Source organism: Actinomycetospora rhizophila, from assembly GCF_042657905.1.
In the GTDB taxonomy this organism is placed as follows: Bacteria; Actinomycetota; Actinomycetes; order Mycobacteriales; family Pseudonocardiaceae; genus Actinomycetospora; species Actinomycetospora rhizophila.
Window position 1 is genome coordinate 267,860 of record NZ_JBHSKG010000006.1, and the last position, 19,297, is coordinate 287,156.

General features: G+C 74.8%; 22 protein-coding genes. 9 read left to right on the forward strand and 13 right to left on the reverse strand.

The features are described from left to right. Positions 1-81: 81 nt before the first annotated feature. From ACFPK1_RS14320 to ACFPK1_RS14340, 5 genes are read right to left on the reverse strand one after another with little or no spacing between them, the layout of a single operon-like run. Positions 82-669, reverse strand: coding sequence for a class I SAM-dependent methyltransferase (locus ACFPK1_RS14320; protein WP_378021604.1), 588 nt, complete (start codon positions 667-669; stop codon positions 82-84). A 45-nt stretch (positions 670-714) separates the two neighbouring features. Further along, positions 715-2,037 (reverse strand): M20 metallopeptidase family protein, encoded by a 1,323-nt coding sequence (locus ACFPK1_RS14325; RefSeq protein WP_378021605.1) that lies wholly within the window; start codon positions 2,035-2,037, stop codon positions 715-717. Next, positions 2,034-3,215: an amidohydrolase family protein gene (locus ACFPK1_RS14330; protein WP_378021606.1), complete on the reverse strand. Its 1,182-nt coding sequence runs from the start codon at positions 3,213-3,215 to the stop codon at positions 2,034-2,036. Before ACFPK1_RS14330 ends, ACFPK1_RS14325 begins: the two co-directional genes overlap by 4 nt. A gap of 56 nt (positions 3,216-3,271) precedes the next feature. Beyond that, positions 3,272-4,480, reverse strand: a complete 1,209-nt coding sequence (locus ACFPK1_RS14335; protein WP_378021607.1) for a class I SAM-dependent RNA methyltransferase — start codon at positions 4,478-4,480, stop codon at positions 3,272-3,274. After that, positions 4,477-6,582, reverse strand: coding sequence for an APC family permease (locus ACFPK1_RS14340; protein ID WP_378021608.1), 2,106 nt, complete (start codon positions 6,580-6,582; stop codon positions 4,477-4,479). Before ACFPK1_RS14340 ends, ACFPK1_RS14335 begins: the two co-directional genes overlap by 4 nt. Before the next feature lie 140 nt (positions 6,583-6,722). Between ACFPK1_RS14340 and ACFPK1_RS14345 the strand changes: the two genes are divergently transcribed. Continuing rightward, a complete protein-coding gene (locus ACFPK1_RS14345) occupies positions 6,723-7,391 on the forward strand; it encodes a potassium channel family protein (RefSeq protein ID WP_378021609.1) in 669 nt (222 codons plus the stop codon). Between the two features lie 22 nt (positions 7,392-7,413). Next, entirely contained in the window at positions 7,414-8,082 is a 669-nt protein-coding gene (locus tag ACFPK1_RS14350) for a potassium channel family protein (RefSeq protein WP_337699654.1), read from the forward strand. 42 nt (positions 8,083-8,124) lie between these two features. On the opposite strand, the gene ACFPK1_RS14355 is transcribed toward ACFPK1_RS14350, so the two are convergent. The 4 genes from ACFPK1_RS14355 to dut form a co-directional block, all read right to left on the reverse strand. After that, a complete protein-coding gene (locus ACFPK1_RS14355; RefSeq protein ID WP_378021610.1) occupies positions 8,125-8,835 on the reverse strand; it encodes a DUF3159 domain-containing protein in 711 nt (236 codons plus the stop codon). Between the two features lie 193 nt (positions 8,836-9,028). Beyond that, entirely contained in the window at positions 9,029-9,403 is a 375-nt protein-coding gene (locus tag ACFPK1_RS14360) for an OB-fold nucleic acid binding domain-containing protein (protein ID WP_378021611.1), read from the reverse strand. A 112-nt stretch (positions 9,404-9,515) separates the two neighbouring features. Continuing rightward, on the reverse strand, positions 9,516-10,238 hold the full coding sequence (locus ACFPK1_RS14365) for a DUF3710 domain-containing protein (protein WP_378021612.1): 723 nt from the start codon (positions 10,236-10,238) through the stop codon (positions 9,516-9,518). Then, entirely contained in the window at positions 10,235-10,738 is a 504-nt protein-coding gene (gene dut, locus ACFPK1_RS14370) for a dUTP diphosphatase (protein ID WP_378021613.1), read from the reverse strand. The genes ACFPK1_RS14365 and dut overlap by 4 nt, the downstream gene beginning before the upstream one ends. Before the next feature lie 25 nt (positions 10,739-10,763). On the opposite strand from dut, the gene ACFPK1_RS14375 reads away from it, so the two are divergent. Beyond that, positions 10,764-11,255, forward strand: coding sequence for a DUF3093 domain-containing protein (locus ACFPK1_RS14375; protein ID WP_378021614.1), 492 nt, complete (start codon positions 10,764-10,766; stop codon positions 11,253-11,255). Positions 11,256-11,288: 33 nt separating this feature from the next. Here ACFPK1_RS14375 and ACFPK1_RS14380 read toward each other — a convergent pair whose 3' ends face one another. Further along, positions 11,289-11,591: a DUF4193 domain-containing protein gene (locus ACFPK1_RS14380; protein WP_133825164.1), complete on the reverse strand. Its 303-nt coding sequence runs from the start codon at positions 11,589-11,591 to the stop codon at positions 11,289-11,291. A gap of 337 nt (positions 11,592-11,928) precedes the next feature. Here ACFPK1_RS14380 and cei point away from each other — a divergent pair, with 337 nt between their 5' ends. Beyond that, entirely contained in the window at positions 11,929-12,585 is a 657-nt protein-coding gene (gene cei, locus ACFPK1_RS14385; protein WP_378021615.1) for an envelope integrity protein Cei, read from the forward strand. 34 nt (positions 12,586-12,619) lie between these two features. On the opposite strand, the gene ACFPK1_RS14390 is transcribed toward cei, so the two are convergent. Continuing rightward, on the reverse strand, positions 12,620-13,453 hold the full coding sequence (locus ACFPK1_RS14390) for an inositol monophosphatase family protein (protein ID WP_378021616.1): 834 nt from the start codon (positions 13,451-13,453) through the stop codon (positions 12,620-12,622). A gap of 310 nt (positions 13,454-13,763) precedes the next feature. Here ACFPK1_RS14390 and ACFPK1_RS14395 point away from each other — a divergent pair, with 310 nt between their 5' ends. The 4 genes from ACFPK1_RS14395 (at position 13,764) to fmdA (ending at position 17,894) form a co-directional block, all read left to right on the forward strand. Next, on the forward strand, positions 13,764-15,143 hold the full coding sequence (locus ACFPK1_RS14395; RefSeq protein ID WP_378021617.1) for an RNA polymerase sigma factor: 1,380 nt from the start codon (positions 13,764-13,766) through the stop codon (positions 15,141-15,143). Between the two features lie 471 nt (positions 15,144-15,614). After that, positions 15,615-15,851, forward strand: coding sequence for an FmdB family zinc ribbon protein (locus ACFPK1_RS14400; RefSeq protein ID WP_378021618.1), 237 nt, complete (start codon positions 15,615-15,617; stop codon positions 15,849-15,851). 63 nt (positions 15,852-15,914) lie between these two features. Then, on the forward strand, positions 15,915-16,577 hold the full coding sequence (locus ACFPK1_RS14405; protein WP_378021619.1) for an AmiS/UreI family transporter: 663 nt from the start codon (positions 15,915-15,917) through the stop codon (positions 16,575-16,577). Between the two features lie 66 nt (positions 16,578-16,643). Then, positions 16,644-17,894 (forward strand): formamidase, encoded by a 1,251-nt coding sequence (gene fmdA, locus ACFPK1_RS14410; RefSeq protein ID WP_378021620.1) that lies wholly within the window; start codon positions 16,644-16,646, stop codon positions 17,892-17,894. Positions 17,895-17,897: 3 nt separating this feature from the next. Here the strand turns inward: fmdA and ACFPK1_RS14415 are convergent, their stop codons facing one another. Beyond that, positions 17,898-18,050 carry a hypothetical protein gene (locus ACFPK1_RS14415; protein ID WP_378021621.1) on the reverse strand — a complete coding sequence of 51 codons (153 nt, stop codon included), beginning with the start codon at positions 18,048-18,050 and terminating at the stop codon, positions 17,898-17,900. An 81-nt stretch (positions 18,051-18,131) separates the two neighbouring features. Between ACFPK1_RS14415 and ACFPK1_RS14420 the strand changes: the two genes are divergently transcribed. Next, entirely contained in the window at positions 18,132-18,305 is a 174-nt protein-coding gene (locus ACFPK1_RS14420) for a hypothetical protein (RefSeq protein WP_378021622.1), read from the forward strand. Between the two features lie 69 nt (positions 18,306-18,374). Here ACFPK1_RS14420 and ACFPK1_RS14425 read toward each other — a convergent pair whose 3' ends face one another. Further along, the gene (locus tag ACFPK1_RS14425; RefSeq protein WP_378021648.1) at positions 18,375-19,193 is read right to left on the reverse strand and encodes an SCO6745 family protein; all 819 of its coding nucleotides are present in this window, start codon (positions 19,191-19,193) and stop codon (positions 18,375-18,377) included. Positions 19,194-19,297: the final 104 nt, after the last annotated feature.

Here is a 19,297-nt window from a genome sequence, read left to right on the forward strand (position 1 = left end):
GTCACCTCGGCTGGCGAAATCGGACACGGCGCTTCGGCACGCCAGTCTACGGACGCGGGCAGGAGCCGCAGGTCGCGCTCGTCACCGGACGCGGGGCCGCCGCGCCACGTAGACGACCGCCGGCGGGATGTTGGCGAGCACCGTGCGCGTGACCACGACCTCCTCGAAGTTCGCCTCGAGGTTGCGCTGCACCTTCCGCGCGTCCGGGAAGAAGCGGATCCACGCGTGCGCGAGCTGCGTCACGGCCCCGCCCGGGGCGGCCAGCCGCGCCAGCGGCTCGAAGATCGAGCGGCCCCGCCGCGGCGCGGTCGCGAGCCACGGCAGACCGGAGACGGTGAGGTCGCTGCGCACGCCCTCGGCGAGCAGGCGCTCGACCACCGCGTGGGCGTCGTCGCAGAGCACCTCGACCTTCGGGTGGCGCTCGGCGAGGATCGCGGCCATCCGCGGGTTGAACTCGACGGCGATGTGCCGCCCCCGGCCGCCGAGCTTCTCCTGGATCACGTCGGTGACCTGGCCGGTGCCCGCCCCGAGGTCGAGGACGACCGGGTCGCCGGTCTCGGGCAGCGGCGCGGCCGCCTGGCGGCAGAGCGGGGCGAAGCTGGGGACCAGGGCGGCGACGTTGAGGGGGTCGCGCAGGAACTCGCGGGCGAACGCCTGGATCTCGGTCACGACTCGTACTCCGGTGGGGATCAGCGCGGTCGGGGAGCGGGGGTACTACCCGTTCGGGGCCGCCGCCGTCACCGGGTCCGCGGCGGGCGCCAGCGCGGCACCCGCGGCGATCGCGGCGGCGAGCAGCGCCCGGGCGACCTCGCCGACCATCGCGTCGTCCGGCGAGAACTCCGGGTGGTGCAGCCCCGGGCCGGCGCCGGGGGTGGTCCCGGCGGCGGCGGTGCCGACGAACAGCATCAGCGACGGCAGGACCTCACCGTAGTGGGAGAAGTCGTCGGCGCCGCAGGACCGGAAGGTGGTGTCGAGCACGAGCCCGCCGATCCCGGCGCCGCCGTCGTCGGCCCCGGCGTCGGTCGAGCGGCGCGAGCCCAGCGCCCGCGCCACCGTGCGGGCCAGCGCCTCGTCGTTGACCACCGCCGGCTCGTTGGGCACCACCGTCAGCGTCGCCGTGCAGCCGTAGGCGCGGGCGGTGCCCTCGACGACCTCGCGCAGGGCGGCGAGCAGCTCGTCGCGGTCGGCGTCCAGGGCCCGGACCGTGCCCCGCGCCGTGGCGGTCTCGGGGACGACGTTGGGCGCCGAGCCGGCCTCCATCTGCCCGAGCGTGATGACGCCCGCGACCATGGGGTCGACGCGGCGGGACACGATGTGGTGCACGCCGGCGACGATCTGGGCCAGCGCCAGCACGGGGTCGCGGGTGCGGTGCGGGTAGCCGCCGTGCCCGCCGCGGCCGTGCACCTCGATCTCGATCTCGTCCGCCGAGGCGTTCACCGGCCCGCCACGCACCGAGACCGTGCCGCGCGGCAGCTCCGGCTGGACGTGCACACCGAGCATCGCCCCGACCTCGTGGGCGGCGAACCGCGGGTCGGTGGCGACGTCGGACGCCCCCGACGGCGCCTTCTCCTCGCGGGGCTGGAACACGGCGAGCAGCGGGGCCGGGCCGCGGTGCTCGGGGCCGACGCGCGCCATCGCCCGCACCACCGCGACCAGCGCGGCGACGTGCACGTCGTGGCCGCACACGTGCGCCGCGGGCCCGGTGGCGCTGTAGGGCAGGCCCGTGCGCTCGACGACGGGCAGGGCGTCGAGCTCGGCGCGCACGGCGACCGCCGGCCGCCCGTCCCGCGCCGGCGCGCCCAGGCGCACCATCGCGCCGGTGTCGGCGACGAGCTCGGGCGCGGTCGTGACGTCGGCGAGCGCGGCCAGCACGAGGTCGCGGCTGTCGGCCTCGTCACCGGAGAGCCGCGGGTCGCGGTGCAGGGCGTGGCGCAGCGCGACGGCGGCGTCCAGCTCGGCCTCGAGGGCCGCCTTCAGGGCGGGGTCGACGCGGGGCGGATCGGCGGGGACCGTGCCCCCGGAGCCGGGCCTGCTCACACCGGCATCCGCCCGTAGACCCGGCGTGCGTTGTCGGTCCCGATCATGGTGGCCACCCGTTCGGCGTCGGCGGGCGCGAGCTCGTCGGTCGCGCAGAGGTGCTCCAGCAGACCACCCAGCGCCGACCGGAAGCGCAGCGCCCCCAGCAGGTGCAGCTCGGGCAGCCCGAAGGCGTCCGAGGAGTAGAGCACCTTGCCGTAGGGCGCCAGCTCGAGCAGCTCGGCGATGATCGTGGCCGCCCGGGGGCCGACGTAGGGCACCGCCAGGCCCACGTCGACGTGCACCACCGAGAACACCTGGGCGAGCCACGCGGCCTCGCGGTGGTACGGGTAGCAGTGCAGCAGCATCAGCGGGACGCCCAGCGGCTCGACGAGGCGCGCCAGCCCCACCAGCAGCGCCGGGTTCGACCGGTGCAGGTCCTCGTCGGCGTCGCCGAATCCCGTGTGCAGCTGGAGCGGCAGCCCGGTGTCGATCCCGGTCCACAGCCCGTGGCGCAGCAGCACCGGGTCGCGCAGCGGCTCGCCGGTCCGCTCGCGGCGGCGCAGCCACCCGTCGGCGGCCTTCTGCACCTCGTCGGCCTCCGGGCGCGTCGGGTCGACGTCGAGCCCGGCCCGGTAGGCGAGCACGCTCTTGCAGGCCACGGGCACCGGGTGGCCGCCGTCGGCGGTGCGCGCCGCGACGGCCTCGACCAGCGCGTCGCCGTAGTCGGCGGCGCCGACGCCGGTGTCCGCGAGGGCCTCCGCGACCGCCTCCAGGCGCACGACCTCCCCCACCGACGCACCGGCGGCCGCGCCGAGCGCCGCGGGGGGCAGCAGGGTGCCGGGCGCGAGCCCGTGGTCGACGAGCACCGCGCCCACCCCCGCGCCGCCGAGGAAGCGCCGGTTGACCTCGTCCGGGCCGAGCTCGGCGCGGCGCGCCAGGTAGTCGTCGGGCGCGGTGTGGGCGGGCAGGTCGAGGGCGGGGGCGCACCAGCGGCGCACCGAGAACCCCAGCGCCGAGTCGAAGCTGCTGGTGCCCGCGGCCGGGCCGGCGCCCTCGGTGAGCAGGGCCTCGAAGCCGGGGCGGTCGAGCGGACCGGAGACGACGCTGTGGCAGTGGTGGTCGACGAGCCGGACGCCGTCGAGGAAGCTCACGGGTCCGGCCGGCACCAGTCCTGCGCTGACCAGGCTGCCGCTCACCGGTGATCCCCTCGACGATCCCCCCGACGCTGCTGTGCTCTTCGTACCGGAGCCGGTCACGACGCGAGGAGGGTTGCGACACATTCGACGTGGTGGGTCATCGGGAAGGCGTCGAAGGCACGCAGTCCCTCGAGCCGGTAGCCGTGCTCGGCGAGGGCCGCCACGTCGCGGGCCAGCGCGGCGGGATCGCAGGCCACGAGCACGATCCGCGCGGCCCCGCGCTGCGCGAGCTCGCCGGCCAGGCCGCGCCCGAGCCCCTTGCGCGGCGGGTCGGCGACGATGACGTCGGGCGGGCCGGGCAGCCCGCCCAGGACCTTCTCCACCCGCCCGCGCACCACCTGCACCGCGGGCAGGTCGGCCAGGCACTCCCCCGCCGCCGCGGTGGCCGCCGGGTCGTTCTCGACGAGCACCACGCGCCCGCCGTCGCCCACGCGCCCGGCCAGCGGGGCGGCGATGAGCCCGGCGCCGCCGTAGAGGTCCCAGGCGCACGCGCCCGGGGTGAGCTCGCCGACGCCCTCGAGCACGGCGTCGACCACGGCGTCGGCGGCGTGCGGGTGGACCTGCCAGAACGCCTCGGGGGGCAGCGCCCACGACCGGCCCGCCGCGCGCTCGTGCGCGGTGCCGCTGCCGAGCTCGGGGTGCCGGGCGCCCTCGAACAGCTCGGTGGCGTGCACCTCGCCCGCCGCGTCGCGGACGATCTCGACCTCGGCGGTCGGCGTCCACTCCCGCTCCAGCACCGGCAGCAGCGCGCCCGGCGCGGCGATCGGGCAGTCGCCGACGGGCAGCACCTCGTGGCTGCGGTGTGCCCGCAGGCCCGGGCGCCCGTCGTCGGTGACCGCCATCCGCATCCGGGTGCGCCAGTCCAGCGCACCCCCGGGCAGCTCCTCGACCACCACGTCGCGCTCGACGCCGGCCAGGCGCGCGAGCTGCTCGGCGACCACCGTGGCCTTGAGGCCCCGCTGGGCCGCGGGTGTCGCGTGCTGCCAGTCGCAGCCGCCGCAGCCGCCGGGCCCGGCCCAGGCGCACGCGGGCTCGACACGGTCCGGCGACTCGTGCAGGACCGCCACGGCGTCGGCCCGGCAGAACGAGCCGCCGCCGTCCTCGGTGACGACGGCGCGCACCCGCTCGCCGGGCAGGGCGTGGCGCACGAACACGACCCGGCCCTCGTGGCGCGCCACGCAGTGCCCGCCGTGGGCGACGGCGCCGACGTCGACCTCGAGGAGGCGGTCGGTCCAGTCGACGGCCCCGGTGCCGGCGCCGCTCACCGCGACGGCCCGGCCGGCTCGGGCCGCGACCCCCGCGACCCCCGCGGCGGGGGCGCCGGGGCGGCGTCGGGCGGGGCGGAGCCGGTGGCGCCGGCGCCCGGCGGCGGCTCGTAGCCGCGGCGCGCCGAACCAGGGGCACCCGGGGGCCTGCGGGCCGCGGCGCGCTTCGAGGACTCCAGCTGCCAGGGCACGCTGACCACCATGACGCCGGGCTGGAACAGCAGCCGGCCCTTGAGGCGCAGCGCGCTCTGGTTGTGCAGCAGCTGCTCCCACCAGCGCCCGAGGACGTACTCGGGGATGAACACGGTGACCACGTCCCGCGGGTTGTCGGTCCGGATCCGCTTGACGTACTGCAGGATCGGCTTGGTGATCTCGCGGTAGGGCGACTCGACGACCTTGAGCGGCACCGGGATGTCGCGCGACTCCCACTCCGCGACGAGCGTGCGGGTGTCGGCGTCGTCGACGTTGACCGTCAGCGCCTCGAGTACGTCGGGGCGCGTCGCGCGGGCGTAGGCCACGGCCCGCAGCGTGGGCATGTGCAGCCGCGAGACCAGCACGATCGCGTGGTTGCGGCTGGGCAGCGTCGAGGTCATGACCTCGGGGGCGGCGATCTCCTCGCTGACCCGGTCGTAGTGCTTGCGGATCGACAGCATCATGAGGAACGCCAGCACCCCGGCCACGATCGCGATCCAGGCGCCGACCACGAACTTGGTCACGAGCACGACGAGCAGCACGGTGCCGGTCATCGCCGTGCCGAAGCCGCTGATCCACCGGGAGCGCCGCAGCCGCGCCAGCTCCCCCGCGTCCCGCTCGGTGGCCAGCAGCCGCGTCCAGTGCCGGACCATCCCGGTCTGGGAGAGCGTGAACGACACGAACACCCCGACCGTGTAGAGCGGGATGAGCGCGGTGACCTCGGCGCCGAACCCCACCACCAGCACGATCGCGAAGAACGCCAGGAACAGGATGCCGTTCGAGAACGCCAGCCGGTCGCCGCGCGTGTGCAGCTGGCGGGGCAGGTAGCGGTCCTGGGCGAGGATCGAGCCCAGCACCGGGAAGCCGTTGAAGGCGGTGTTGGCGGCCAGCACGAGGATGAGGGCCGTGAAGATCGTCACAGCCCAGAAGCCGGGCGGGAAGCCACTGAACACGGAGCGCGCGAGCTGCGCGATCAGCGTCTCCTGGCGGTAGCCCGCCGGGGCGCCCACCAGCTGCTCGCCGGGCCGCTCGGCCATGACCACGCCGGACGAGCGGGCCAGCGCGATCATCCCGGAGAACAGGAACACCGAGATCAGCCCGAGCAGCGCGAGCGTGGTGGCGGCGTTGCGCGACTTGGGCTTGCGGAACGCCGGCACGCCGTTGCTGATGGCCTCGACGCCGGTGAGCGCCGCGCAGCCCTGGGTGAACGAGCGCAGCACCAGGAAGACGAGCGCGAGCTGGGTGAGGTCGTCGGTGGAGTCGCCCCCGCCCTCGGGCAGCACGCCGAACCCGGCGCTGGGGGCGACCAGGTCCTGGCCCAGGGCCAGCCGCACCACGCCGACGACGATCATGCCGACCATGCAGACGATGAAGCAGTAGACGGGGACGGCGAACGTGACGCCCGACTCGCGGACCCCGCGCAGGTTGACGGCGGTGAGGACGAGGATCGCGGCGACGGCGAAGAGCACCTTGTGGTCGCCGACGAACGGCACGAGCGCGCCGAGGTTGTCCGCCGCCGAGGACACCGACACGGCCACCGTCAGCGTGTAGTCCACGAGCAGGGCGCTCGCCACGGTGAGGCCGGCGTAGCGGCCCAGGTTCACCGTCGCGATCTCGTAGTCGCCGCCGCCCGAGGGGTAGGCGTGCACGTTCTGGCGGTAGCTGACGACCACGGTGATCAGGACGACGATCACCGCCACGCCCACCCAGGGCGAGAGCGCGTAGGCGCCCAGCCCCGCCAGCGACAGGGTGATCAGGACCTCCTGCGGGGCGTACGCCACCGACGACAGGGCGTCGGAGGCGAACACCGGCAGGGCGATGCGCTTGCGCAGCAGGGTGCCCTGCAGTGCGTCGCTGCGGAACGGCAGACCCAGCAGCAGGCGCTTGGTCGCCGTCGCGAGCTTGGACACGCGGAAAGCGTAGGCGCGTCCACGCGCGCGGGCGCGTCCCGGTGAGGTGGTGCGGGCGATACGGTGCGCACCGCCGACGGGCAGCATGGGTCGGCGGGTCGGGGAGCAGTCGGGGAGCCAGGAGTCGGGAGGCCGCGGGCGTGCACATCGTCGTGATGGGCTGCGGGCGGGTGGGGTCGTCCCTCGCGCTGGCGCTCGAGCGGCTGGGCCACGACGTGGCCGTGGTCGACCGCGACCCGCAGGCGTTCCGGCGCCTCGGCAGCGACTTCCACGGCCAGGAGATCGTCGGGGTCGGCTTCGACCGCGAGACGTTGACGACCGCGGGCATCCACCGCGCCGAGGCGTTCGCGGCGGTCTCGTCCGGCGACAACTCGAACATCATCGCCGCGCGCGTGGCCCGCGAGACCTTCGGCGTCTCCCACGTCGTCGCCCGGATCTACGACGCCAAGCGCGCCGCGGTCTACGAGCGGCTCGGCATCCCGACCGTCGCGACCGTCCCGTGGACCACCGACCGTCTGCTGCGCATGCTGCTGCCCGACGGCGTGGCCACCGCATGGCGTGACCCCTCGGGCACCGTCGCGATCATGCAGCTGCACTTCCAGGAGGACTGGTCGGGCCGGCTGGTCACCGAGATCGAGGAGGCCACCGGCAGCCGGGTGGCGTTCATCGTCCGGTTCGGCACCGGCCTGCTGCCCACCGCCGACACCGTCCTGCAGGCCGAGGACGTCGTGTACGCCGCGGCCGTGAGCGGCACCGTCGCCGCCGTCACCGCCGCCGCGGCGGCCGCCCCGGAGAGGGGCGAGTCGTGAGGGTGCCCGGGAGGTACGACCGATGCGTGTGACCGTGGCCGGGGCCGGCGCGGTCGGCCGCTCCATCGCCGCCGAGCTCGTCGAGGCCGACCACGAGGTCATGCTCATCGAGCGCGACCTCGCCCACGTCGAGCCCGAGGCCGTCCCGCAGGCCGAGTGGGTGCACGCCGACGCCTGCGAGCTCGCCTCGCTCGAGGAGGCGCGCCTGCAGGGCTGCGACGTCGTCATCGCGGCCACCGGCGACGACAAGGTCAACCTCGTCGTCTCGCTGCTCGCCAAGACCGAGTTCGCGGTGCGCCGCGTCGTCGCCCGGGTCAACGACCCCCGCAACGAGTGGCTCTTCAACGACGCCTGGGGCGTCGACGTGGCCGTGTCCACCCCGCGCATGCTCGCCGCCATGGTCGAGGAGGCCGTGACCGTCGGCGACCTCGTACGCCTGCTGACGCTGCGCCAGGGCACCGCGAACCTCGTCGAGGTCACCCTGCCCGCCAACACCCCGCTCGCCGGCCGCGCCGTCCGCGAGGTGCCCCTGCCCCGCGAGGCCGCCCTCGTGGCCATCCTGCGGGGCGGGCGCGTCATCGTCCCGCAGCCGGACGACCCCATCGAACCGGGCGACGAGATGATGTTCGTCGCCGGCGAGGACGTCGAGGAGGAGATCCAGCGCGTCCTGCGGGGCGAGCCGGAGGAGTGATCGGCGCCCGGGGTTCTGCAGCGAACGTGCTGTTCGCTGCTTCTACGCGCGCGAAGTCCCCGTTGATCTCTTGCCCCGGGGCCTCGGCGCCGGGTCCGCTTCGCCGTGCGCGGCTTGGCGGCTGCGCCGGATGGCCCACACCGTCACGGCGGCGGCGAGCGCGGCGAGCGGCACACCCATGGCGATGCGGACCCAGCCCAGCCACGTGTCGGCGTACACCGAGTCGTAGAGCCAGCGCTGAACCACGAACCGCGCCCCGAACACGACGACCCAGGCCAGCGAGGCGATGTCGTAGCCGCGCAGGACCCGCGGGTCGCGGCGCCAGTCCTGGCCCTCGCCGTTGACGAGGTGCCAGATCACGCCGACCAGCGGGCGTCGGGCGATCACCGACAGCAGGAAGACCCCGCCGTAGGCGAGGCTCGTCCAGATCCCGAGCAGGAAGAAGCCCCGCGCCTCGCCGGTGCGCCAGGCGATGAAGGCGCACACCGCGACGCCCAGCAGGCCCGACAGCGCGGGCTGCACGGCGTCGCCGCGCACGAACCGCCAGATCGCCACGGCCACCGCCGACCCGACCGCCGCGGCGATCGAGGCGAGGAGGTTGCCGAACAGCGCCTGGGCCACCACGAACACCACGACGGGCACGCCCGAGGCGATGATCCCGGAGACGCCGCCCATCTGGTCCAGCAGCGTCGGCGTGCGGGGGGCCGGCGCGTCCTCCCCGACCTCGTCGCGATCCGCGTCGGGCCCGGGCACGAACGACTCCGTGGGCGGGTCGGCACGGCTCAGGTCGACCGGCCCGGTGGGCGGGTCGACGGGATCGCCGGTGGAGCGCGTCTCGGGTCGGATGGCGGTCTCCCGGGGGGACGGCGGGCGGACCCGCGCCGGCCGGCGGCCGGTACCGCCACGGTACGACCCCGGCCGGGCCGCGCACGCCCCGCCCGCGCGGTCAGTGCGCGCGCTGCAGCTCGTAGTACGGGTTGTAGATGACCTTGCGGCCGTCGCGGACGGCGACGCGCCCGCTCGCCCGCACCGTGCGGCCCGGCTCGATGCCCGGGATGCGGCGACGGCCCATCCACACCAGCGTGACCCCGTCGGTGCCGTCGAAGAGCTCCGCCTCGAGGGTGGCGACCGAGCCGCGCGGACAGATCTCCACCGAGCGCAGGCGTCCCTTGACGGTGACCGCCTCGCCCGTGGCCGAGTCGCACGCCCGGTCGCACCCCGACCGGACGGCCTCGGCGGACAGGTCGTCCGCGTCGAGGTCGCCGACGTCGGAGGTGAGCCGACGGACCATGCGGCGCAGGAAACCGGTCTCGGCACTCATCGATCGCTCCCGTACCCACTCCGCGGAGGGCACCCCGAGCGGGCACCCTCGGCCGCGGACACCTGAAGAGTAAACGAGTTGCGCCCCGCCGGTATGCCCCGTCGGGAGCCCGTCAGCTGCGCCCCGGCGAGGTCCCCGCCCCGGCGCGCTGGGGCAGCATCATCGGGATCACCGGGCCCTCGGGCCGGGTGATCTGGCGGGGCTTCGTGGGCATCGACTCGACCAGCGAGTCGGCGAACTCCTCGGGCACCTCCTCGGGGACCTCGAGGGGCAGCAGCGAGCGCACGGGCAGCGGGTCCGACGACCGCGCCACGACGGTGCCGCGCAGCATCTCGCGCAGCATCCCGTGCAGCTTGAGGGCGTGCTCCACGGGGCCGGTGCCGACCCCGCGCAGCATCCAGCGCGGGCCCTCGACGCCGACGACGCGGGCCACGGTGTTGCCGTTGCGGGCCACCAGCTCGCGGCCCCACTCCCCCCGGTCGCGCCGGATCGTAGCGCCCTCCTTCTGCAGCTGGGCGGCGAGCTCCTCGACGAGCTCGGGCCAGAGCCCGCCGGTGCGCGGCGCGGCGAAGGCGCTGACCGTCAGCCGGCCCTCGGGGACCAGCGCGTGCACGGCCCGCAACGGGCCGGACGGGTCGGGCTCGGCCTTGAGGCGTGCCCCGCGGGGGATCGGGAGCTGCACCGATCCCAGGTCCAGGCGCAGGCGGCCGTCGCGCGGCGCGTCCTCGGCGTCCCACGGGCCCTGCCGCTGGTGGTGGCGCCGGCCCGCGGGCTCGGCGGCCACCGACACCTGCGCGACGCGCCCGGCGCGATGCCGGTGCCGTCCCTCGCTCACGCCTGCTCCTCCCCTTCGCTCGTGCCGCTCGTCCCGGTCGACCCGAATCCCCCCGCCCCCCGGGCCGTCGGCGCGACGGCCGCGAGCGTCTCGAGGTCGTCGACGCCCTCGAGCACCCGGAACACGGTCTCCTCGACCCGCTGGACCACCAGCTGGGCCACGCGGTCGCCGCGGCGGAGCGCCACGGTGCGCGACGGGTCGTGGTTGACCAGGCAGACCTGGATCTCACCCCGGTAGCCGGCGTCGACCGTGCCCGGCGAGTTCAGCAGGCCGAGGCCCTCGCGCACCGCCAGCCCCGAGCGCGGCATCACGAACGCCGCATAGCCGGCGGGGAGGACCACCGCCACGCCCGTGCCCACCAGGGCCCGCTCGCCGGGGGCGAGCGTGACGTCACGGGCCGCGCAGAGATCCGCGCCGGCGTCGCCGGGGCGGGCCCGCGCCGGGACGGGGAGTCCGGCGTCGAGGCGGACGAGGTCGACCTGCACCACACCCTCCGACACGGGGAGCGAGACTACTCTGGGTGTCGTGAGCACCCCGCGCCCCTCACCGGGATCCGACACGGCCCCGCGCGGACCGGCCGCGTTCGCCGAGCGCCTGGTCGTGCCGTGGTGGTGGTGGCCGCCGGCGCTGCTGATGGCCGGCCTGCTCGCGGCGGAGCTCCACATGGGCCACCCGGGCCTGCGGGCCTGGCTGCCCTACGTCCTGCTGCTGCCGCTCGCCGTGGTCCTGCTGATCTGGCTCGGACGCGTGCGCGTGCAGGTGGACGCCGGGGAGGCGCCCGAGCTGCGCGCCGGAGCCGCGCACCTGCCGGTGTCGCAGATCGGGCGCGTCGACGTGGTGCGCGGCGAGGCCAAGCGCGAGGCCCTCGGCCCCCAGCTCGACCCCGAGGCGTTCGTCCTGCACCGTCCATGGGTGGGTCCGGCCGTCCGGATCGAGGTCATCGACCCGGACGACCCCACCCCGTACTGGGTCGTGTCCACCCGCCGCCCCGAGGCGCTCCTCGCGGCGCTCCGCTGATCAGGGGCTGATCAGCCGTTGATCAAGCGCTGATCAAGCTGCGCAGTCGCGGCAGATGAACAGCCCGCCGCGCTGGTCGGCGAGGCGGCTGCGGTGGTGCACGAGGAAGCAGCTCCCGCAGGTGAACTCGTCAGCCTGCTTCGGGAGCACCCGCACCGTCAGTTCCTCGCCCGAGAGGTCGGCCCCCGGGAGCTCGAAGCTCTCGGCGGTGTCGGTCTCGTCGACGTCCACGGCGGCGGACTGCGCTTCGTTGCGCCGGGCCTTGAGCTCCTCGAGGGAGTCCTCGCCCATCTCGTCGGTCTCGTTGCGGCGCGGGGCGTCGTAGTCGGTCGCCATAGCGGTTTCCCACCCTCGGTCGTGCCCGGTTTTCTGCCCGGTTCCGTCTCTGTCGTGCGGCAGCACAACGCGGGACGGCGACCGTTTGTGCCGACCGGGAAAGTGACCCGGGTCTCACCTCTGGGGTCCCACGGCACGGACGAGACGACGTCCGCGCTGCTGCGGAGCGGCGGGAGGGTAACTCACGCGACCCGGCGCGGTCAGCCGACCCCGGTGTGGAGCTCCCGGAGTGTCGGGATCGTGATGTCGCCGCGCCGCGGTCCGCGGGACCGTCGGCGCCGCGGCCGCGCACCACTACCCTGCTGCGGGACGGGGAGTCTCTGGGGAGGGGCGTCGGTTGGTCGGCTCGGTCAAGGCGGGCACGTCGCGGGTGCGCGACGTCTACCGGCGGCGCAACCTCGTGCCGGCCACGGTGCTGGTCGTCGTCCTCGCCGTGGCGAGCATCGTCACGTGGACCGTGGTGTTCACCAACTCGACGTCCGGCTCGGTCACCTCGTGCAACACCTCGCCGGTGGCCGGGGCCGGGACGCCGCAGTCGGCCGACGCGCTGGACGACCAGCAGGCGGCGGCGCCGGGCGACGTGCGGGTGAAGGTGCTCAACGGGGCGGGCCAGCGCGGGCAGGCCCAGCTCGCGGCCGCCGAGCTGGGCGAGCTGGGCATCGCCGAGGCGGCGCCGCCCGACAACGACGCGCTCTACCCCGCCCAGGACCTCTCCTGCGTCGGCCAGATCCGCTACGGGCCCGAGGGCGCGTCGGCGGCCCGCACGCTGAGCCTCGTCGTGCCGTGCGCCGAGCTGGTCTCCGACGGCCGGACGGGCAACGAGGTCGACCTCGCCCTCGGTGACGACTTCCGCGACATCTCGCCGCCCCAGCCGGTCACCGAGGCGCTGCGGGCGCTCGGACGCCAGACCGCCACCGACGGCTCGGGGGCCACGGCGCAGGTGCCGGACAACGCGGCGCTGACCGCGCTGCGCTCGGTGGACTGCAGCAGCTGACGCCCCCGCTCCGACCGCGCCCCCCGACCGCGCCTCAGGCGACCCCGCCGGCGCCCTCGGCGACGAGCAGGGCGGTGAGCGGGGCCGCCAGCGCCGGGGCCGCGGCCAGCGCGGCCTCCGCCCCGAGACCGTCGGTGTCGGCGCCCGGCAGGCGCACGACCGCGCCGGCCTCCTGCGCGATCAGCCCGCCCGCGGCGTGGTCCCACGGGTGCAGGCCGTGCTCGTAGAACCCGTCCAGCCAGCCCGCCGCCACCGCGCAGAGGTCGAGCGAGGCGCACCCGGTGCGCCGCACGTCCCCGATCCGCCCGGCGATGCGGGCGAGCAGCGCCGCCTGGCGGGCCCGGCGGCCGGGGTCGTAGCCGAGGCCGGTGCCGACGACGGCGAGGGCCAGGTCGTCGAGCGTGGAGGCGCGCAGGGCCGCGCCGTCGCACCGCGCCCCGTGCCCCCGGGCCGCCCGCCAGACGCGGCCCGAGACGGGCTCGACCACGGCCCCGGCGACGATCCGCCCGTCGACCTCGGCGCCCAGCGACACCGAGAACCACGGGAGCCCGTGGGTGTAGTTCACGGTGCCGTCGATGGGGTCGACGACCCAGCGGACCTGCCCGGGCGAGGGCGTGCCGCTGGTGCCCCCCTCCTCGCCGAGCACCAGGTCGTCCGGGCGGGCCGCGGCGAGCCGCTCGCGGACCAGCGCCTCGCACGCGGTGTCGCCCTCGGTGACGACGTCGGTGGCCGAGCTCTTCGTGTCCAGCCGGTCGCGGCCCACCACGCGCTCGCGCACGGACAGCGCCAGCGCGGCCGTCTCGCGGGCGACGGCGACCGCGATCTCCTCGAGCGCGGGGTGGAGTCCGGCACCGGCGGTCTGGTCCATGGCGCGCATCGGACCACATGTGGGTGTCCACGCAACGACACGCAGGTCACCGGCCGGTGAGCACGCTGGGCGACGTTTCGGAATCGATCCCGAGGGCCACGTCGCGGTCGCGGGTCGACGGCTCGCGACGGTCCCGCGACTGTGAGGTGCGACGTTCCGCGGTCAGGCTCGTTACAATGGAGCGTGAGCCGAGACGGTTCGCCGGGAGGGACCGGGACCCTCGCTGTCGTCCCCGCGTCCGGGTGGCCAACCGGCGACCCGGATCCGTCGATTCCGTCGCCGTTCAGCCGTTCGTCACGAAAGGTCGTCTGTGGCAGCCGCAAAGTCCGCAACCCGACGCCGCGTCGCCGACGCCGCCGACCCCGAAGCAGCCGCCGCGGGGGGACCGGTCGGCGTGGTCGCTGCTCCGGACGCCACCGAGGCGCCGGCGAAGAAGGCCCCGGCACGCTCCGCCAAGGGCGCCAAGAAGGCCCCCGCCAAGGGCAAGGGCGCGGCCAAGACCGACGCCGACGCCCCCGAGGGCGGCGAGGAGATCGAGGGCGCCGAGGGACCCGAGGGTGCCGACCTCGAGGGGCTCGAGGGCTCCGAGCTCGAGGCCGCCGCCTCGGAGCTCACCGAGGACGTCGTCGTCCTGGGCGCCGAGGTCGTCGAGGCCGCCGAGGTCGAGACCGAGGAGCCCTCGGAGGAGGACAAGAAGTCCGGCGACTTCGTCTGGGACGAGGAGGAGTCCGAGGCGCTGCGCCAGGCGCGCAAGGACGCGGAGCTCACCGCGTCCGCCGACTCGGTCCGCGCCTACCTCAAGCAGATCGGCAAGGTGGCGCTGCTCAACGCCGAGGAGGAGGTCGAGCTCGCCAAGCGCATCGAGGCTGGCCTCTACGCCTCCGAGCGGCTGCGCAAGGTCGCCGAGGCCCAGCAGGAGCTCGCGACGCAGATGCGGCGCGACCTGCGGTGGATCGTCCGCGACGGCGAGCGCGCCAAGTCGCACCTGCTCGAGGCCAACCTGCGCCTCGTGGTGTCGCTGGCCAAGCGCTACACCGGCCGCGGCATGGCGTTCCTGGACCTCATCCAGGAGGGCAACCTCGGTCTGATCCGTGCGGTCGAGAAGTTCGACTACACCAAGGGCTACAAGTTCTCGACCTACGCGACGTGGTGGATCCGCCAGGCGATCACCCGCGCGATGGCCGACCAGGCCCGCACCATCCGCATCCCGGTGCACATGGTCGAGGTCATCAACAAGCTCGGCCGCATCCAGCGTGAGCTGCTCCAGGACCTGGGCCGCGAGCCCACCCCGGAGGAGCTCGCCAAGGAGATGGACATCACCCCGGACAAGGTGCTGGAGATCCAGCAGTACGCCCGGGAGCCCATCAGCCTCGACCAGACCATCGGCGACGAGGGCGACTCGCAGCTCGGTGACTTCATCGAGGACTCCGAGGCGGTCGTCGCCGTCGACGCGGTCTCCTTCACGCTGCTGCAGGACCAGCTGCAGTCGGTGCTGGCCACGCTCTCCGAACGCGAGGCCGGCGTCGTGCGCCTGCGCTTCGGCCTCACCGACGGCCAGCCGCGCACCCTCGACGAGATCGGCCAGGTCTACGGCGTGACGCGCGAGCGCATCCGCCAGATCGAGTCGAAGACGATGTCGAAGCTGCGCCACCCGTCGCGCTCGCAGGTCCTGCGCGACTACCTGGACTAGGTCCGGATCCGACGAGAGCCCCGAACGGTGCGCCGTTCGGGGCTCTCGTCGTTGATCAGGAGCGCCTCGTCCACCTGAGCGCATCCCCGTCGGTGGATGACGCGCCCGTGATCTCGGGACAGCACCTCCGCGCGCCCGCGCCGGGGCGAGCGGCACGTTCGGCACCTCTCGGTCCTGTCAATCATGCGCGGCGTGCCTCTCGCGAGGGACGACGAGCGCCCGGACCCGGAGCCGACCGTTACTGGCTGGTATCGCTCGCCAGGCGAGAGATACCAGCCAGTAACCGGGTGTGGCCGGTCAGCGGGCCGGCCAGCGCCGGGATCGCGCGGAAGGAGCCGCTGGGCCGGACGGCGGCATGCGACGCGCGTGGCCGCCCGCCGTCCGGACCTGCGATTTTGCGCCTTGCCCCACAGATGCCCATGCATGGAAACTATTTCCATCTCGCGCGGGACGGTGCCGGGGAGGACGCGCATGGCGACATATGCCTACCGCTGCCCCGACTGCGGCACGTTCGATGAGACCCGCCCGATGGGGGAGGCCCCGGAGCGCGTGGCGTGTCCACGCTGCGCTGCGTCCTCGCCGCGGCAGTGGACGGCTCCGCTGCTCGCCCAGATGGATCCCGCGCTGCGGTCGGCGCTCGCGCGGGAGGAGAAGAGCAAGGACGCTCCCGAGGTCGTCACCCGCGCCTCGGGCACCACGCGTCGCTGACCCGAGGTGCGGGCGGCCCGGCCGCACCGCCGGCTCGCCGTCCTCGTCCAGGGAGGACTCCCAGTGGTTGCTACCGGCCTGTTCTACGTCGGCGCGGTCCTGTTCGTGAACGGACTGCTGCTCCTCGGTTTCGTCGAGCCCAAAGCCGCGGCGATCATGAATCTGTTCGTCGGCGGGCTGCAGGTCGTCACCCCGACGTACGTGATCTTCACGTCGGGCGGTGACCCGGCGACCATCCTCACGGGGTCGGGCCTGTACCTCTTCGGTTTCACCTACCTGTACGTCGGGATCGGCCTGCTCGCCGACCTCGACACCACCGGCGTCGGCTGGTTCTCGCTGTTCGTCGCCATCGCCGCGCTCGGCTACTCCTGGGCGAACTTCACGCTGGCGGGCGCCCCGTGGCTGGGCGTGATCTGGCTCTACTGGGCGGTCCTGTGGACCCTGTTCTGGCTCGTCCTCGGGCTCAAGCGTGAGGGGCTGACGCGCTACACCGGGTGGGTCACCCTCATCGAGGCGTGGGTGACCGCCGCGATCCCCGGCTTCCTCCTGCTCACCGGGCAGTGGCCCGCGACCGGGCTCACCGCCCTCGTGCTCGGGGTCATCGGCGTCGTGATGCTGCTCGTCCTGCTGCCGACGCTGCGCCCGCCGCGCGCCCGGACGGCGAGGGCCGGCGAGGGCGGCCCCGCCCCGGTCGAGACCCCCGACCCGGACAGCGTCCGGACCTGATCGCTCCCTGCGTCCGCAATCCTCGGTCGGCGACCGCCGGCCCCGTCCTGGAGAAGGTGACCGCCCGTGCCCGAGACCGTGTTCGAGGTCGATCAGTCCAAGTCCATGCGCGACCAGGCCGTGCCCGGCCACAACCGGTGGCACCCGGACATCCCGCTGGCCACGATGGTCCGGCCCGGCAGCGAGTTCCGGGTGGAGTGCCGGGAGTGGACCGACTCGCAGATCGGCAACAACGACTCCGCCAACGACGTCCGCGACGTCGACCTCAGCGGCGCGCACATGCTCTCCGGGCCCATCGGGGTGGAGGGCGCCGAGCCCGGCGACCTGCTCGTCGTCGACATCCTCGATCTCGGTCCCTGTCAGCCGCCCCAGGAGTACGGCGACGCGCCCGGTCAGGGCTGGGGCTACACCGGCATCTTCTCGCGCGAGAACGGCGGCGGGTTCCTCACCGAGGAGTACCCGGACGCCGCCAAGGCGATCTGGGACTTCCACGGTCAGGTCGCGACGTCGCGCCACCTGCCCGGCGTGCGCTACACCGGCATCACGCACCCCGGCCTGTTCGGCACGGCGCCCTCGGCCGACCTCCTCGCCCGCTGGAACCGCCGCGAGCGCGCGCTGATCGCCCGCGACCCGGACCGCGTTCCGCCGCTGGCGCTCCCGCCGCTGATGGAGAACTCGCTGGGCGGCCAGGCCAGCGGGTCGCTCGCCGAGCAGATCGCCGAGGAGGGCGCGCGCACGGTCCCGGCCCGCGAGAACGGCGGCAACCACGACATCAAGAACTTCACGCGCGGCAGCCGGGTCTACTACCCCGTGCACGTCGCGGACGCGAAGCTCTCGGGCGGCGACCTGCACTTCAGCCAGGGCGACGGCGAGATCACGTTCTGCGGCGCCATCGAGATGGGCGGGTTCATCGACTTCGGCGTCGACCTGATCAAGGGCGGGATGGAGACCTACGGGGTCACCACCAACCCGATCTTCATGCCCGGCAACGTCGAGCCCCGCTACTCCGAGTTCCTGACGTTCATCGGGATCTCGGTGGACGCGGACGACACCAACGAGTACCTCGACGCGACGCTCGCCTACAAGCGGGCGTGCCTCAACGCCGTCGAGTACCTCAAGAAGTTCGGCTACACCGGCGAGCAGGCGTACCTGCTGCTCGGGTCGGCGCCGATCGAGGGCCGGGTCAGCGGCGTCGTGGACATCCCGAACGCCTGCTGCTCGCTCTACCTGCCGACCGCCATCTTCGACTTCGACATCCGCCCCTCGGCGGCGGGGCCGGCGAAGGCCGACCGCGGGATGTCGGCGGTGGCCAGCTGACCGTCACGAGGTGAACGGCGGTCCGTCACCCTCCACCCGCGGGCGGGAGGTGACGACCGCCGACCCACCGCAGTTCCAGCACGACGGCTCGGGCTCGCGGTCCCGGCCGCCGACGTCGCAGCGAGGGCAGTGCCAGTGGCTGACGATGAGGTCCATGACGAGCCTCCTGACGAGCGGGACCCACGGTCCCGCGACTTCGTCCCCCCACCGCGGCACGTCGCCGCCGACCGCGCCGGGGTGCACAGTCTGTACACAGCACATCACATCTCGGAGGCACTCGCCGCGGCGGGCGAGCCCGACGAGCCCGTCGTGCTCGACCGCCGCGGCCCGCACCGGAGCATCCAGGGCCTCGAGCGCCTGCTCGACGACGCGCTCGCGGAGGAGGAGCGCGCCGGGGACGAAGGGTGCTGAACCGCATCAGACCGGGCGGCCGATCTGCGGCCACAGCGCGGCCCGGGTGCGCCGGGACGAGGAGAGGGACTAACCCGCCGCGCGCTTGAACGCGTCGTCGGGGAACGCGCCCGCGGCGACGATCGCGGCCGACCAGGACGTGCACCGCTCGACCACGGTGTCCAGGGCCTCGTCGACGGCCACGACCACGTCGTCGAGGGCGGCCTCGGTGGCCTTCTCGACGTCGTCGCGCAGCGCCCGGCCCCGGTCGGTCACCGCGCCGTCGGCGGCGAGCAGGCCGCGGTCGGCGAGGTCGGCGACGGCGGCGTCGATCTCCGCCTCGCTCCACCCGCGGGTGCGGGTGTAGTCGCGGCCCGCCAGGCCGACGTGGGCCTCGGTGAGCAGGTTCGACGCGAGCGGCCCGATCGCGGCGGCGACGAGGGCGTCGACGTGCGCGTCGCCGCGCAGCTCGCGCAGCAGGTTGGCCGCGTGCCAGAGCCGCGCCCACGGGTCGTCCGGCCAGTCCAGGGCCCGCAGGCCGGCGAACAGGGGCTTGCCGAGCAGCTCCGCGGCCTCGACGCCCGGACGCAGCGCGGCGACGGTCTCGTCCACCTCGGGGCCGGGGTCGCCGAGCGCCCGGTGCAGCGCCCGCGTCGCCGCCCGCTCCCTGGCGGCCAGCACGTCGGGGACCGACGCCGTCGCCCGCGCGGTCTCGTGGACCTCGCCGAGCATCCCCGGGGCGAACGCCCCGAACGCGGCGACGACCACGGGCGGCGGCGGCGTCCCCAGGGTGCCGGCGCGCCCGAGGACGTAGCCCGCGAAGCGCTCGAGGCCGAGCGCCTCGTACTCCCGGCGCGCCTCGTCGGCGTGCACGTGGGCCATCGCGATCGGTTCGAGGGCGTCGCGCAGGCGGCGGGCGGGGGTGGGCGGACGTCGGTGCGGGGACCGGTGGCGGTGCTCACGGCACTGCGGTACCCCGTGGCGGTCGGCGGGGTGCGCGGGGCCGTCCGGAC

What these genes read in the sequence shown, in the direction of transcription:
- ACFPK1_RS14350 (WP_337699654.1), top strand. Translation starts at nt 7,414, where the DNA reads ATGCGTGTGACCGTGGCCGGGGCCGGCGCGGTCGGCCGCTCCATCGCC.
- ACFPK1_RS14360 (WP_378021611.1), bottom strand. Translation starts at nt 9,403, where the DNA reads ATGAGTGCCGAGACCGGTTTCCTGCGCCGCATGGTCCGTCGGCTCACC.
- ACFPK1_RS14380 (WP_133825164.1), bottom strand. Translation starts at nt 11,591, where the DNA reads ATGGCGACCGACTACGACGCCCCGCGCCGCAACGAGACCGACGAGATG.
- ACFPK1_RS14390 (WP_378021616.1), bottom strand. Translation starts at nt 13,453, where the DNA reads ATGGACCAGACCGCCGGTGCCGGACTCCACCCCGCGCTCGAGGAGATC.
- ACFPK1_RS14400 (WP_378021618.1), top strand. Translation starts at nt 15,615, where the DNA reads ATGGCGACATATGCCTACCGCTGCCCCGACTGCGGCACGTTCGATGAG.
- ACFPK1_RS14415 (WP_378021621.1), bottom strand. Translation starts at nt 18,050, where the DNA reads ATGGACCTCATCGTCAGCCACTGGCACTGCCCTCGCTGCGACGTCGGC.